This is a genomic window from Ruegeria sp. BE3 (genome assembly GCF_056538865.1).
Genome location: NZ_JBQFTW010000001.1, coordinates 1,048,295 through 1,061,841 on the forward strand (window position 1 = coordinate 1,048,295; position 13,547 = coordinate 1,061,841).

Annotated in this window: 14 protein-coding genes, 1 tRNA gene and 1 pseudogene; 12 read left to right on the forward strand and 4 right to left on the reverse strand. The window is 57.3% G+C overall.

Going from position 1 to position 13,547, the window contains the following annotated elements:
- The first annotated feature begins 7 nt into the window (after nucleotides 1-7).
- The 9 genes from ACR0AZ_RS05190 (at nucleotide 8) to ACR0AZ_RS05230 (ending at nucleotide 8,694) form a co-directional block, all read left to right on the forward strand.
- A tRNA-Ser gene (locus ACR0AZ_RS05190) sits at nucleotides 8-97 on the forward strand.
- A 193-nt stretch (nucleotides 98-290) separates the two neighbouring features.
- Complete coding sequence (locus ACR0AZ_RS05195; RefSeq protein ID WP_480469830.1) at nucleotides 291-845, forward strand: hypothetical protein; 555 nt, start codon at nucleotides 291-293, stop codon at nucleotides 843-845.
- Between the two features lie 185 nt (nucleotides 846-1,030).
- On the forward strand, nucleotides 1,031-2,059 hold the full coding sequence (locus ACR0AZ_RS05200; protein WP_480469831.1) for an alcohol dehydrogenase catalytic domain-containing protein: 1,029 nt from the start codon (nucleotides 1,031-1,033) through the stop codon (nucleotides 2,057-2,059).
- A gap of 42 nt (nucleotides 2,060-2,101) precedes the next feature.
- A complete protein-coding gene (locus ACR0AZ_RS05205; protein ID WP_480469832.1) occupies nucleotides 2,102-2,977 on the forward strand; it encodes a branched-chain amino acid ABC transporter permease in 876 nt (291 codons plus the stop codon).
- 5 nt (nucleotides 2,978-2,982) lie between these two features.
- The gene (locus ACR0AZ_RS05210; protein WP_480469833.1) at nucleotides 2,983-4,080 is read left to right on the forward strand and encodes a branched-chain amino acid ABC transporter permease; all 1,098 of its coding nucleotides are present in this window, start codon (nucleotides 2,983-2,985) and stop codon (nucleotides 4,078-4,080) included.
- A complete protein-coding gene (locus ACR0AZ_RS05215; protein WP_480666932.1) occupies nucleotides 4,077-4,841 on the forward strand; it encodes an ABC transporter ATP-binding protein in 765 nt (254 codons plus the stop codon). Before ACR0AZ_RS05210 ends, ACR0AZ_RS05215 begins: the two co-directional genes overlap by 4 nt.
- On the forward strand, nucleotides 4,838-5,611 hold the full coding sequence (locus ACR0AZ_RS05220) for an ABC transporter ATP-binding protein (RefSeq protein ID WP_480666933.1): 774 nt from the start codon (nucleotides 4,838-4,840) through the stop codon (nucleotides 5,609-5,611). The genes ACR0AZ_RS05215 and ACR0AZ_RS05220 overlap by 4 nt, the downstream gene beginning before the upstream one ends.
- Before the next feature lie 5 nt (nucleotides 5,612-5,616).
- A complete protein-coding gene (locus ACR0AZ_RS05225; protein ID WP_480666935.1) occupies nucleotides 5,617-7,503 on the forward strand; it encodes an AMP-dependent synthetase/ligase in 1,887 nt (628 codons plus the stop codon).
- A gap of 30 nt (nucleotides 7,504-7,533) precedes the next feature.
- On the forward strand, nucleotides 7,534-8,694 hold the full coding sequence (locus ACR0AZ_RS05230; RefSeq protein ID WP_480666937.1) for an ABC transporter substrate-binding protein: 1,161 nt from the start codon (nucleotides 7,534-7,536) through the stop codon (nucleotides 8,692-8,694).
- A gap of 60 nt (nucleotides 8,695-8,754) precedes the next feature.
- Here ACR0AZ_RS05230 and rpsI read toward each other — a convergent pair whose 3' ends face one another.
- Both rpsI and rplM read right to left on the reverse strand, forming a co-directional pair.
- Entirely contained in the window at nucleotides 8,755-9,240 is a 486-nt protein-coding gene (rpsI, locus tag ACR0AZ_RS05235) for a 30S ribosomal protein S9 (RefSeq protein WP_209223510.1), read from the reverse strand.
- A 6-nt stretch (nucleotides 9,241-9,246) separates the two neighbouring features.
- Nucleotides 9,247-9,705, reverse strand: coding sequence for a 50S ribosomal protein L13 (gene rplM / locus ACR0AZ_RS05240; RefSeq protein WP_039536983.1), 459 nt, complete (start codon nucleotides 9,703-9,705; stop codon nucleotides 9,247-9,249).
- 235 nt (nucleotides 9,706-9,940) lie between these two features.
- Between rplM and ACR0AZ_RS05245 the strand changes: the two genes are divergently transcribed.
- Nucleotides 9,941-10,306, forward strand: a complete 366-nt coding sequence (locus tag ACR0AZ_RS05245) for a nuclear transport factor 2 family protein (protein WP_480469838.1) — start codon at nucleotides 9,941-9,943, stop codon at nucleotides 10,304-10,306.
- Here the strand turns inward: ACR0AZ_RS05245 and ACR0AZ_RS05250 are convergent.
- On the reverse strand, nucleotides 10,303-11,706 hold the full coding sequence (locus ACR0AZ_RS05250; RefSeq protein ID WP_480666940.1) for an aminotransferase-like domain-containing protein: 1,404 nt from the start codon (nucleotides 11,704-11,706) through the stop codon (nucleotides 10,303-10,305). The two genes, ACR0AZ_RS05245 and ACR0AZ_RS05250, sit on opposite strands and share 4 nt — an antisense overlap.
- Before the next feature lie 99 nt (nucleotides 11,707-11,805).
- Here ACR0AZ_RS05250 and ACR0AZ_RS05255 point away from each other — a divergent pair, with 99 nt between their 5' ends.
- Nucleotides 11,806-12,033 carry a DUF1127 domain-containing protein gene (locus tag ACR0AZ_RS05255; RefSeq protein WP_480657715.1) on the forward strand — a complete coding sequence of 76 codons (228 nt, stop codon included), beginning with the start codon at nucleotides 11,806-11,808 and terminating at the stop codon, nucleotides 12,031-12,033.
- Nucleotides 12,034-12,095: 62 nt separating this feature from the next.
- Here the strand turns inward: ACR0AZ_RS05255 and ACR0AZ_RS05260 are convergent, their stop codons facing one another.
- On the reverse strand, nucleotides 12,096-12,539 hold the full coding sequence (locus ACR0AZ_RS05260; RefSeq protein WP_480469841.1) for a PaaI family thioesterase: 444 nt from the start codon (nucleotides 12,537-12,539) through the stop codon (nucleotides 12,096-12,098).
- A gap of 49 nt (nucleotides 12,540-12,588) precedes the next feature.
- On the opposite strand from ACR0AZ_RS05260, the pseudogene ACR0AZ_RS05265 reads away from it, so the two are divergent.
- Nucleotides 12,589-13,383: pseudogene (locus tag ACR0AZ_RS05265) on the forward strand (enoyl-CoA hydratase); the annotation flags it as partial.
- Nucleotides 13,384-13,547 lie beyond the last annotated feature (164 nt).

Below are 13,547 nucleotides of genomic sequence, written 5' to 3' on the forward strand. Positions count from 1 at the left end.
CCCCCGCGGAGAGGTGCCGGAGTGGTCGAACGGGGCGGTCTCGAAAACCGTTGTGGGTGCAAGCCCACCCAGGGTTCGAATCCCTGTCTCTCCGCCACAATTCTTCAAGCCCCAACATCAAAAAAAATTGGCCACAGCGATCGCTGGCGGCGTGAACCCGCCGTTGACTGTGGGGTTAATCAGCGTGCCATGGCTCAAACCCGGAATATGCTGCAATTTCACGGGTTTTCCCCTTTGAGCCGGGGTAGTTTTAACCCATCTCGGCGACACATCTTTTGAAGGAGACACTTATGTCACGCCTACTACTTATCGTTGTCATCGCCGCCATTGGCGCTGGCGCCTATTATTTTGCAACCAAACCCGAGCCCACGCCGGCTGAAAAGCTGCAAGCCGCTGCTGAGGATGCGACCGAAGCGGTAGGTGAAGCCGCCTCCGCCGCACAAGAAGCTGCAACCGAAGCATTGAATGAAGCAACCGAGCAGGCGTCCGAGGCGGCTTCATCGCTCGCGGATCAAGCCAGCGAAGCGGCCTCTTCGGTCACCGAACAGGCCAGCGATGCCGCAAACGCGGTGGCCGAGCAGGCGGATACGGCAGCCGCTGCGGCAGGCGATCAGGTGGCGGCCCTTGCTGCGCAGGGCCAGGAGCTTTTGAACACTTGGGTACAGGACGGGATGCTGACCGCGCAAAATTTTGACTACGATGCGATGGTTGCTTCTGTGCAGGACAGCGCATTGGCGCAGAATGTCAAAACACAGGTGATCCAGATCCTCGATGACATCAAAGCTTCACCGGAAACCGTGGTGGCCAAGATTCAGGACCTGCGCACGCTGATGTCCCAACCCTAAAACACGTGCCGGGTTGGCCACATCATGCCAACCCGCACTGCCAATCAATGGATTCCGCGGCGTCACTGACTTTGCGGATTGACCCTGACGGCTGACTTTGCTTGCCTCTAAGCAGATATTCCGCGGAATTAGATCGCTTTGTCAGAAGTTTCCGCTGCACAGGTAACGTAACGAAGGAATCCCATATGACCGCCCTGCCCGATACGATGTTCGCCATTGTTCAAACTCATGAAGGGTATTCGGGGAGCGCGACAGGACCAACATTGACTGAGGCGTCTGATTGGCTGGCCGAAGCAGAGCTTCCCGTCCCCACGCCAGGTCCCGGGCAGGTTCTGATCAAGCTTCGCACTGCCTCGGTCAATCCCTCCGATATCCACTTCATCAAGGGTGAATATGGCCAGCCACGCGTCAAAGGCGCCGCCGCTGGATTCGAAGGCTGTGGCGATGTCGTCGCAACAGGTAGTGGGGCCGAGGCGCTGCATGGGCAGCGTGTGGCCTTTGTCGCGGCGGGTTCAGGCGCTTGGGCAGAATATGTAGTGACGCAAGCGATGATGTGCATACCCCTGCGGCCGGACATCTCGGATGAGGACGGTGCTGCTCAGATCGTGAACCCTCTGACGGCGATGGCGATGGTGGATATTGCCCGCGACGCCGGAGAGGCTTTTGTAGTCTCCGCCGCGACCAGTCAGCTAGGCAAACTTATGTGCAGCTTGGGGCGCGATCTGGGTTTGAAGCCAATCGCGCTGGTGCGCCGGGCGGAAACGGCGGACACAATGAAAGAGCTTGGAGCTGCCGAAGTTCTTGTGACCGGTGATGCCGATGTTGCAGATCAGTTTGCAAAGATCAGCGCAGCCCTGAAACCCCGTGTCTTTCTGGATGCTGTCGCTGATCAGCTCTCCGAGCAGGTTTTCTGCGCCATGCCAAATGGCGCGCGCTGGGTGTGCTACGGCAAACTCAGTCCCGAATTGCCGACGCTGACACAGATGGGTCAGCTGATATTCATGAGCAAACAGGTTGAAGGATTCTGGCTGACCCGCTGGATGATGGACACACCCCCTGCTGATCAGATGCGCGTTGTTGGTGAAGTTCAAGCGCGGTTTGCGGATGGCCGGTGGCACACGGACGTGTCGGCCCGGCTTTCGTTGCGGGAGGTTTTGCCAAATCTCGCGAACGCGCTGAAAAAGAGTGACGGCAAGGTGATTATCACGCCATAGTAGAACAAAGCGCCGGGCAAATCCGGCTGAGGGAGGGTGAGATTGGATAACGCACAGCTGCTGATCAGCGGGCTGGCGAATGGCTGTGTCTACGGCCTGATCGCTCTTGGCTTTGTGTTGATTTACAAGGCCACCGAGGCGGTGAATTTCGCGCAGGGCGATTTCATGATGCTGGGTGCTTTCGTCACCATCGGCCTGACCAACACAGAGTATATGGGCCTGCCCTTTTGGTTGGCGCTGCCGATCTCATTGGGGATCATGGGGGCGTTGGGGTATCTGGTCGACCGACTGATCATCAGCCGCCTGTTCGGCGAAAGCCAGACAGCTGTGGTGATCCTGACTATCGCGTTAGGCTTTGTTATCCGATTTGTCGCCGGGCTGATCTGGGGGCATGAGCCGCAGACTCTCCAGAACCCTCTCGCGGGTAAGGAATTCCGTTTTGGTGGTCTGGTCCTGGGGATGGAAGATGTGGCCGTGATCGTTGTCACCGTCCTGCTGACATGGGGCCTATACGTGTTTTTCAGCAAAACCAAGTTGGGGCTTGCGATGCAAGGCGCGTCTCAGAACCAATTGGCGGCGTATTATATGGGCATCCCGGTCAAGCAGGTGCAGGGGTTTATCTGGGCTCTGGCCGGAGTTGTTGCAGGGATTGCCGGGATTTTGTTCGCGGCCAAGGGCTCGGTTGATCCCACAACCGGATTGCTGGGGATCAAGGCTTTCGCGGCTGCGGTGATCGGCGGGTTCGGCAGCCTGCCCGGCGCCCTGGCCGGAGGACTTATCGTAGGAGTCATCGAGCCTTTCGCCAGCCGCTATATCGCTGCTGGGTATAGTCAGATTGCTCCCTATGCCTTGTTGCTGGCGGTGCTGATCTTCCGGCCGCACGGGCTGTTTAGCCAAGTGCGGGTCAAGAAGGTCTGATCGCCATGCGGGTTGTTTTCAAAACCAACTATATGCAGGACATTCGTCCGTGGAAGGACGGTTATCAGCTAAGCCTTTACCTGATCCTGTTGGCCATCGTTGCCGCCGCACCTTGGTGGCTGGACGATTTCTATCTTGGGGAACTGACCAATGTTCTGATCTGGGCCATTGCAGGGCTCGGCCTGATGATCCTGACCGGTCATACCGGGCAGGCCAGCCTTGGCCATGCCGCCTTTCTGGCCGTCGGGTGTTATGCAAATGTCATCCTGATCGAAGCAGGCGTGCCCTTTTTGCTGGCTTTCCCGCTGGCAGGCCTGTTGACCGGCATCGTCGGCGCAACGGTCGCCATCCCTGCCCTACGCCTGCACGGCATCTATCTGGCGATTTTCACGCTGGCCCTGTCCGTGCTGATGGACGACATCATCGTTCTGGCCGAGCCCATCACCGGAGGCGTTGCTGGCAAGTATCTTGGTGGCGTCGAAATCTTCGGGCATCTGGTCGACCGCTGGGCCACGCCGGGACAGTTCTTCTGGCTGGTGCTGGCTGTCGCTGTCATCGTCACGCTTGGCTATATCAACCTGCTGCGCTCGCCCTTGGGCCGCAGCTTTATCGCTGTACGGGATTCTGAGGTCTCGGCGCAAGCCATGGGCGTTGATATCGCACGCACCAAGACAATTTCATTTGCGCTGTCCTGTGCGGTCACCGGTTTGGCGGGTGCGCTAATGGGGCTGTTTGCTGGGGCGTTCAACAATGAGACGTTCAGTGTTGTGATCTCGATCCAGTTGCTGATGATGATCGTGATCGGCGGACTGGGCTCGATCCATGGCGCGTTTCTGGGGGCAATCGTGATCGGGTTTCTTCCGCAGTTCCTGTCGATTTCAAAGGAATACGCGGCCGTCCTGTTTGGCGGCAACACAGTCGCCATTCCGGGGTTGGAGTTTGGCATCTTCGGCATGATCCTGATTGCTTTCATCCTGTTCGAGCCGATGGGCCTCTATGGCCGATGGCTGAAAATCCGGACGTGGTTCGAGTTGTTTCCCTTCTACCGCAAGGACATGTTCAAACGGCAGAAATCCTACCTCAAGACGGAGCGTCTGAGATGAGCATGCTGGAGTTCGAAAACGTAACACTCAAGTTCGGCGGGCTGACTGCGGTGGATGACCTGTCATTCGAAGTCCAGGAGGGCGAGGTATTCGCCATTGTCGGCCCGAACGGCGCGGGAAAATCGACGGTCTTCAACCTGATCTCGCGCTTTTACGACCCCTTTGCCGGGGCGATCCGGTTTGATGGGCATGACCTGCTGCGTGTCAAACCCTCGGCCGTCTCGGCTTATGGCGTTGCGCGGACGTTCCAGAATATCGAGCTGTTCGAGAACGCAACCGTTTTGCAGAACCTTCTGGTCGGGCGTCACCGCCATCGCAAGACCAACCTGATCTCGGAAATCCTGTTCACGCCCTCCGCGCGCAGACAAGAGATTGAAAACCGCGAAAAGGTTGAGGAAATCATCGACTTCCTCGATCTTCAGGCCTTTCGCGACAAGATGATCTCGGGCCTGCCTTACGGCGTGCGCAAGGTGGTCGAGGTCGCCCGTGCGCTTGCCACTGACCCGAAACTGCTGCTGCTGGACGAACCCGCCTCGGGCCTGTCGGTGGAAGAGACCACCGATATGCGCTGGTGGATTGATGATATCCGGCGGCAGATGGGGATCACCGTTCTGATGGTGGAACATGACATGGGACTGGTCTCGGGCGTTTCCGACCGGGTGCTGGCGATGGCAGACGGAGCGAAACTTGCGCTAGGAACCCCGGCAGAAGTTCAATCGCATCCGGCCGTGGTCGAGGCCTATCTGGGAAAGGCCTCATGAGCCAACCGATCCTCAGCATCCGCAATATCGAAAGCTTCTATGGTCCGATCATGGCTATTCGCGGTGTATCGCTGGATGTGCACCCAGGTCAGATCGTCTCGATCCTGGGCGCAAATGGCGCGGGCAAGACGACTCTGATGAAAACCGTATCAGGCGTGATGGATCCTGAAAAAGGCACGATCACATTTGTTGGTCAGCAGATACAGGGATTGGAACCACATAAGGTGGTGCAGAAAGGCATCGTTCATGTACCGGAAGGGCGCGAGGTTTTCCCGCTGCTGACGGTTGATGAAAACCTGAGCCTTGGGGCCTATACTCTTTCGGATAAAGGCCAGATCGATCATGATCGCGATCTGGTGTTTTCGTATTTTCCCGTCTTGAAAGAGCGCCGCACACAAGAGGCCGGAACGCTATCTGGCGGGCAGCAGCAGATGCTGGCAATCGGGCGAGGCCTTATGGCCAACCCGCGCATCATGCTGCTGGACGAGCCTTCGCTGGGCCTGTCCCCGCTGCTGGTGCAAGAGATTTTTGGCATCCTCAAGCGTCTCAATGACGAGCAGAACATGACGATGATGCTAGTTGAACAGAATGCCAATGCGGCGCTGGAGCTTGCCCACCATGGCTATGTGATGGAGATCGGGCGGATCGTCATGGATGGCGCGGCTGAAACCTTACTGCAGTCCGAGGACATCCAGAATTTCTATCTGGGCGTTCAGGAGGAAGGTGCGCGGGAAAACCGCCGCTGGAAACGCAAGAAGACCTGGAGGTGAGCCAGATGGATGCAAGCCCCCTTCCCCCTCAGACCACGATCAACGGCGTGCGGTTCAACGCAACACCCGGACAGCGGCCCCTGCGCGTCGATGGCTGCACCACGATTTGCGAGCTGTTCCAGAAACGATGCGCCGAGTTGGGATCGCGCACCGCGCATCGTGAGAAGGATTTCGGTATCTGGAAGTCCTATTCCTGGGCCGAATACTGGCAGCACGCCAAATGGATCGGGCTGGCCTTGCGCAAGCTGGGCCTGCAGCGTGGCGAGGTCGTCTCGATCCTGTCCGAGGACCGCAAGGAATGGGCGTGGTTCGATATGGGCATCCAATGCGTCGGAGGGATTGCTTCGGGCGTCTACACCACGGATTCGGCCAACCAGCTGAAGTACCTGATCAATGACAGCGACAGCCGGTTTCTGATCGTTGAAGACGAAGAACAGTTGGACAAGTTCCTCGAAGTCGAAGAGGACCTGCCCGATCTGCTCAAGGTCATTATCCTTGAGGACGAAGGCCTGCACGACCTCAGTCATCCCCGCTGCATGATGATCGGAGACCTGTATGCTCTGGGTCAGCAGGCCGAGACCGACGAACCCGGCGCGTTTGAGGCCGAAATCGCGCGGGCCACGCCGCAGGATACTGCTCTGCTGATCTATACCTCGGGTACGACCGGCAACCCCAAGGGCGCCATGCTGAGCCATGAGAACATCATGGCCGCGATTGAGGGCGGAGCGCATTCCCTGCCCTCACTCGCGACGGACGAACAGCTGTGTTTCCTGCCGCTCTGCCATGTTCTGGAGCGCGATGTTTCGATCTATTACCCACTGGCGACAAAAAGCACGGTGAATTTCGCGGAGAGCCCCGAAACGGTGTTCGCGAACCTGCAAGAGGTCTCTCCGGCCACCTTCACTGCCGTCCCCCGTGTGTGGGAGAAGATTTATTCTCACGTCATGTTCATGGCGAAAGAAGCAACACCGACTGGGCGTTTCGCCTTTAGGCAGGCGCTGAAGGCGGGCATGGCGCGGGCAGACTATATCCTTGCCGGCAATCCCGTCCCCCTGATGATTGGGCTGCGGTTCTGGTTATGGGACCGGCTGGTCTTACACAATCTGCGCCGGATGCTGGGAATGGACCGGATGCGGCGCGGAGGTTCGGGCGCTGCTCCGATCTCACCGGATTTGCTCAGGTGGTACTGGGCCATCGGTGTACCCATCGTCGAAGGCTTCGGGATGACCGAAACCGCAGGCATCTCGGCTCTGAACACGCTTGAGGCCAACAAGATCGGCACCATTGGAAAACCGGTTCCCGGCAACGATCTGCGGATCTCGGAAGAGGGAGAGATTCAGGTCAAAGGTCTGAATGTCTTTCAGGGCTACTGGCGCAATAATGCCAAGACAGCTGAGAGCTTCACCTGCGACGGTTGGCTGCGCACCGGTGACATGGGGCATATCGACGAGGAAGGTTTTGTTACAATCACAGGCCGCCTGAAAGACATCATCATCACCGCAGGCGGCAAGAACATCACACCTGCTGAGATCGAGAGTAGTCTGAAATTCAGCCAATATATCTCAGACGCCGTGATCATCGGGGATCGGCGCAAATATCTGACAGCGCTGGTGATGATCGATCAGGAAAACGTCGAGAAATTCGCGCAGGAGCGGAAGATTCCATTCTCGAACTTCGCCTCCCTCTGTGCGGCCTCTGAAGTGACGGCGCTGATCGGCGATGAAATCGCAGCAGTCAATAAGGACTTTGCACGGGTCGAACAGATCAAGGATTTCCGGCTGATCGATGTGTTGCTCACCGCTGAGGATGAAGAGCTGACCGCCACGATGAAACTCAAGCGTGGTCTGGTGGAAAAGAAACACGCACATCTCATTGAAGATATGTACAATTAGTTAAGGGGCGACCCAACAGGGAGGAGAAGAATGAAACATTTGTTTAAGGGCATTGCCGCAGCCACGGCATTGACTGCATCTGCCACGATGGGCTGGGCACAAACCCAAGGCGTGACGGATGATGAGATCGTCATCGGATCGGTGAATGACCTCAGCGGTATATTCGCGGCCGTGGGCGTGCCAGCGACCAAGGGCGCAAATGTGGTCTTTGACCGGGTCAACGCCGAGGGCGGTGTTCACGGGCGCAAGATTCGCTTTGTGGTCGAGGACAACGGCTATCAGATGCCGCGCGCGATGCAGGGCTATAACAAGCTGCTGAACCGCGACAAGGTGTTTGCCATGTTGCAGTCACTGGGCACGCCGATGAATGTCGCTGGGTTCAAGCTGCTGGACCCGAAAGGTATTCCTAACGTCGCCCCCCTGACCGCGGCGCGGCAAATGCTGCAAGAGCCTGTGAAGAACAAGTTTACCTCGTTCTCGACCTACTATGATCAGGCGCGGATCGGTGTGAAATATCTGAACGGTGAGTTTGGCTCGCAAACCGTTTGCACCATGTATCTGCCCACCGATTTCGGCGAGGAAATTCTGGAAGGCAGCAAAGCCGGGGCCGAAGAGGCTGGCATTACTTTTGGTGCAGAGACCACCCACAAGCCAGACGAGACGGATTTCGTCGGGTCCCTGAGCAAGCTTAAAGAGGAAGGCTGCGATATCGTCACGATGGCGCTCGGTGTGCGTCAGGCGATCACCGTTGTTGGAACGGCCAAGAAGATGGGTCTGACCGATATGAAGTTTCTCGGCACCTCGGCCAGCTTTCTGACCGTTGTGGCACAGGTGCCCGGCGGTGTGACGGATGGTTTTTACGCTGCGGCGTCATGGCTGGATCTTTGGGCGCGCGCGGAGGAGCCCGCCCCGGCAGCTTTTATTGCTGAATACAAAGCGGCTACGGGCGAAGACCCGGTCGGTTTCTCGATGCTGGGCTATTCAGCGGCCGAGATGATGGTCAAGGCGCTGGAAGCCGCAGGACCTGACCTCACTCATGACAGCTTTATCGCAGCAATGGAGTCCCTAGACTACATGGACGAGTTGGTCGGCAACCAGATCACGTATGGCCCGGACGATCATCAGGGCGCAGATACCGTCTTTGTCAGCGTCGTCGAAAATGGCGCGTGGAAACTGGTTTACGAAGAATAAACCCACCAAAGAAAAAGGGCTCGCAATTGCGAGCCCTTTCCAATTCTGTGTCCGTAGCGATTAACGCTTCGAGAACTGGAACGAACGACGCGCTTTGCGCTTACCGTATTTCTTACGTTCCACAACGCGGCTGTCGCGGGTCAGGAAGCCAGCGGCTTTCAGTGCGCCACGCAGCGACGGATCGTACAGCTGCAGAGCTTTCGAGATGCCGTGCTTGACTGCACCGGCCTGACCGGTCAGGCCACCGCCTTTGACAGTTGCAACAACGTCGAATTCGCCTTCCACACCGGCAACCTGGAACGGCTGGCGCAGGATCAGCTGCAGAACGGGACGAGCGAAGTACTTGTCCTGGTCTTTACCGTTCACGGTGACCTTGCCGGAACCCGGCTTGATCCAAACGCGAGCAACAGCGTCTTTACGCTTGCCGGTGGCGTAGGAACGGCCCAGCTCGTCGCGCACGGGTTCACGTACAACAACTTCTTCGGCCACGGTTTCAACGCCTGCGACGGCGCTCAGCTCTTCGAGAGTATTGATCTGATCAGCCATCGGTCATTAGCTCCGGGTGTTTTTCTTGTTCATGGACTTGACGTCCAGAACTTCGGGCGCTTGCGCCTCATGAGGGTGCTCGGCACCGGCGTAAACGCGCAGGTTGGTCATTTGCTGACGCGCCAGACGGTTACCCGGCAGCATGCGCTTGACCGCTTGGGTCACGACGCGCTCGGGGTGTGCACCTTCGAGGATCTGCTGTTTGGTGCGCGACTTGATGCCGCCCGGGTGGCCAGTGTGCCAATAGAAGTTCTCTTCGCGCTTCTTGCCGGTCATCTGGATTTTGTCAGCGTTGATCACGATGACATTGTCGCCCATGTCCATATTCGGGGTGAACGACGCTTTGTGCTTGCCACGCAGACGCATGGCGACGATCGAGGCAAGACGGCCCAGAACAACGCCCTCGGCGTCGATCAGGATCCATTTCTTGTCGATGTCTGCAGGTGTTGCAGAAAAGGTTTTCATGGCAGGATAGTCCTGTTTGATGTGAAAGACCGCCCCCTTACGGAGCGGTCCGAATTCGATGGAGGGGGTTTAGACCTACTCGCAATGCAGGTCAACACACGCAATACAGATTATTCTAAACAATAACAATAACTTATAAAATAGGTATTATTTTACCCCAAAAATATCACTACTATGTCGAACCCTGTGAAGCTCAGGTGTAGCCCGCTGATCGAGTTTTAGATTGGAGATTGTCATGCAGGAATTGAAACAGGTCATCGCTGATTATGGAGCGGCGTGGCAGGAAACCGATCCGGAACGCCGGCGCGACCTGCTCGAACGTTGTTTTGCAGAGACCGGCCGCTATGTCGATCCGACGGCGGATGTTTCGGGGCGAGATCAACTGAGCGCACATATTGGCGCGGTCTTGGACGACACTAATGGACGGGTTGATATCACCAGCGAACCAACCACACATCATGATGTGGTTCATTTCACTTGGCACATGGTCGCGCCAGACGGTGCGGTCATGGTCGCCGGTCATGATTTCATTCGCCTGGACGCACAAGGCAAGATCGCCCATCTGGCCGGTTTCTTTGGAGACCCGGTGCCCTTGTCCTAAACGCTGATCTGTTCGGGCGGAGTATCCAGCAATGCCCGCAAACGCAGCATTGCATCTTCGAACTGAGACAACGAAACATGCCCGTTCACGGCAATGCGCACTGCATTCGGCGCACGCCCGTCGCGCAGGGCGAACTCGTCGGCTGATCGCAGTTGGATCCCTTCCCGCTCGGCAGCCCGGCTGAAGGCGGCCGACCGCCAACCCGAGGGCAGGTTCAGCCAAAGGAACGGAATATGCGGGTCCCAGTTCAAATCGAAACCTCCAAGGGCATTCACAGCGACGCGGACATATTCACCCGTCTTGGAGCGAACCTCAGAGGCGAGTTGCCGCGCAGAAGGATGGCTTAACAATAACCGGGTCAATTCTGCCAATGGCTGAGCGAGCCCAAAATACCCATATTCCGCCGACCTGCGCAGATCGACGCTACGCTCTTTTGGAGCGATGGCAAAACCGACACGCAACGCGGGTGTCAGAGTTTTTGAGATCGAAGAGACATGCCAGCCTCGTTCTGGCGCCAGCGCGCGATAGCTGGGCGCGCGAGCGTCGCCCATGCGATAGCAGTCGTCCTCAATGATCTGCAGATCGTGCTTGCGCGCGACCTCAACCACTTCTTTGCGGCGTTCCAGCGGTGAATGCCCGCCAGTCGGGTTCTGCACTTCGGGTGAGACGCAAATCGCCTGTGCCTGTGTTTGCCTTAGAATGTGATCCAAGGCATCGGGGCTAATGCCCCATTTATCCATTTTCACACCAACAACATCTGCGCGCATCAGCTCTCCGGCCCGGCGGAAGCCTGCATAGGACAGGTCTTCGACTAGAACCACGGGTTTGGCTCCGCTGAGGACGGTCTGGAACACAACGCAAAGCCCGCTCTGACCGCCATGCGTCAGAACGATATCATCCGCCGTCACCGCACCCAATGGCAGGTCTGAGAGCCAATCCACCACCACTTGCCGCACAGGCTGATAGGCGTCACGCGTTGGATAGTTCATGAACATGCGCGGATCACCCTGTGCGACCTTGCTCAGGCACTCTCGGATCAACGCAACCTGCCCCACATCAGGCAGGCGTGGACTGAACAGGCTGACATTGGCGTCGTGCTTGTCATCCCGCAAATGCAACTGCCGCGACCAGACATCATCGAGGATCGGTGATCGCGGAGGGGCGACAAATGTACCACGTCCGACTTCGGCTTGTAACAATCCCTCGTCCGTCAGAATGGTATAAGCCCGCGCAACCGTGCCCGGTGTGATCTGCAATCGATACGCAAGTTCGCGCACCGGGGGCAGCTTCACGCCAACCTCCAGTGTTTTGTTTTCAATTGCTTTTCGAATCGTATCGGCGACCAAAGTGTATTTTGGACCCTTCGCTTTGGGTAGCGATTCCGGCCAAATTGTATCCATTACAATTCTTCCTTTGATTTCGACACAATCTTGAATGTATCAACTCAATATATCGAACATCTCAACTTTGTGTCAATACAATTTGAAAGGATACCCACTATGACACGCGCAATGCACAACCCCGCCCTCATACTGCTGAACGACAGCCCCCGGCTGCCGCTGATCGCGGTTCTGGCCGTGCGGTTTGCGGCGTCGGTCACTCAGTGGGAGCAACGCCGCCGCAGTCGCATCAATCTGGGTAAGCTGGATGACAGGCTGTTGCGGGACGTCGGTCTGACCCGCCCTCAGGCTGACGTCGAAACCAGTCGCTATTTCTGGATGAGGTAAGTTATCCCCAGTCCCTTTTTTCATGGGACCTCTTCCTGGCCGGGGCTTGCCCCCGGCCTTTTTTATCCGAACGCGGCCGCTGCCGAGCCTTCGGGCGGTATGGAATAAGTCATGCTGGCCCGCGCAACCGGCTTATCCGATCCCTCGGAATACATAAGCACGTCACCTACAGCCAGTGTCCGCCCGAGTTTCAGCAGGCGACACTCAGCGATCATGTCCCTACCACCTTCGGGCTTCCGAAGAAAGTCCATCGAGCTGCTGGTGGTGACCGCCAGTGATTGCCGTCCTTTGCGCGCCAGAACCATCGCATAGACACACACGTCAGCCAGGCCGAACATAGACGGCCCTGAGACCGTACCGCCCGGGCGCAGATGCCTGTCTTTGACCCGCAGCCGCATTGTGATGGTCGTCTCGGTCAGGTCCTCAACGACGAAATCTCCGTGAACCTGCGGAAATACCTGTGTCAGATACTCAGCCAGTTCTTTTTTGTTTAGCGCTAACGACATGCTTCCCCTCTTCGCCCTGCCCCCCTAGAGTTGGCCCAACAGCCAGCAGGAGGGCAAGATGGCAATTCTGGAACGTAACGACACAGGCGCCATTGCGCGGCTTGAGATGAACGCGCCTGAGCGCCTGAATGCACTGAGCGACGAGATGTTGGCCGCCCTTCAGGCCGAACTGGACGCCCTGCGCGAGGACAAATCGATTCGGGTTGTCATTCTCTCAGGTGCGGGCAAGGCGTTCTGCGCGGGGCATGATCTGAAGCAGATGACTCAGGGGCGGCAAGCTCCGGATGGTGGACTTGGCTATTTCCAGGACCTTTTCGATCGCTGCGCCAAGATGATGATGTCGATTCAGTCCCTGCCCCAACCTGTCATCGCGCAGACCCATGGCATCGCGACAGCCGCTGGCTGTCAGTTGGTCGCCACCTGTGATCTGGCTTTGGCCGCTGAAGGGACGCGATTTGGCGTCAACGGCGTCAATATCGGCCTGTTCTGCTCTACTCCAATGGTGGCGCTCAGCCGGAACATTCCGCGGAAACAGGCGTTTGAAATGTTGACGACCGGAGATTTTATCAGCGCTGACCGCGCCGCTGAGTTGGGTCTGATCAATCGCGTCGTGCCCGCCGATCAGTTGGAACAGGAAACCAATGCCTTGGCCGAGAAACTGGCGGCCAAGCTGGGCGCAGCTGTAAAGATCGGAAAAGAGGCGTTCTATCAACAGCTTCCGATGTCCACGGAACAGGCCTATGACTATACCGCCGAGGTAATGGCACAGAATATGATGCATCGTGACACCGAAGAAGGCATAACCGCATTTATCGAGAAACGACCGCCTAATTGGCAGCAATAACGCGATTATTTTATGCATTTTTACCTACTGTTCGCATTTTTGCACTTTTCAAAAGGGCGACACTGTGGCAATGGTGGGTCAAGGCTGAGGCCTCTTATGACTTTTGGGTCGCCGTGGGCGGAAGGTCCCTCCAAGCTGGTTTCTCTCACCGGCGTTGACATTCC

Coding starts and splice junctions, on each gene's coding strand:
- ACR0AZ_RS05195 (WP_480469830.1), top strand. CDS start 291: ATGTCACGCCTACTACTTATCGTTGTCATCGCCGCCATTGGCGCTGGC.
- ACR0AZ_RS05200 (WP_480469831.1), top strand. CDS start 1,031: ATGACCGCCCTGCCCGATACGATGTTCGCCATTGTTCAAACTCATGAA.
- ACR0AZ_RS05210 (WP_480469833.1), top strand. CDS start 2,983: ATGCGGGTTGTTTTCAAAACCAACTATATGCAGGACATTCGTCCGTGG.
- ACR0AZ_RS05215 (WP_480666932.1), top strand. CDS start 4,077: ATGAGCATGCTGGAGTTCGAAAACGTAACACTCAAGTTCGGCGGGCTG.
- ACR0AZ_RS05220 (WP_480666933.1), top strand. CDS start 4,838: ATGAGCCAACCGATCCTCAGCATCCGCAATATCGAAAGCTTCTATGGT.
- ACR0AZ_RS05225 (WP_480666935.1), top strand. CDS start 5,617: ATGGATGCAAGCCCCCTTCCCCCTCAGACCACGATCAACGGCGTGCGG.
- ACR0AZ_RS05230 (WP_480666937.1), top strand. CDS start 7,534: ATGAAACATTTGTTTAAGGGCATTGCCGCAGCCACGGCATTGACTGCA.
- rpsI (WP_209223510.1), bottom strand. CDS start 9,240: ATGGCTGATCAGATCAATACTCTCGAAGAGCTGAGCGCCGTCGCAGGC.
- rplM (WP_039536983.1), bottom strand. CDS start 9,705: ATGAAAACCTTTTCTGCAACACCTGCAGACATCGACAAGAAATGGATC.
- ACR0AZ_RS05245 (WP_480469838.1), top strand. CDS start 9,941: ATGCAGGAATTGAAACAGGTCATCGCTGATTATGGAGCGGCGTGGCAG.
- ACR0AZ_RS05250 (WP_480666940.1), bottom strand. CDS start 11,706: ATGGATACAATTTGGCCGGAATCGCTACCCAAAGCGAAGGGTCCAAAA.
- ACR0AZ_RS05255 (WP_480657715.1), top strand. CDS start 11,806: ATGACACGCGCAATGCACAACCCCGCCCTCATACTGCTGAACGACAGC.
- ACR0AZ_RS05260 (WP_480469841.1), bottom strand. CDS start 12,539: ATGTCGTTAGCGCTAAACAAAAAAGAACTGGCTGAGTATCTGACACAG.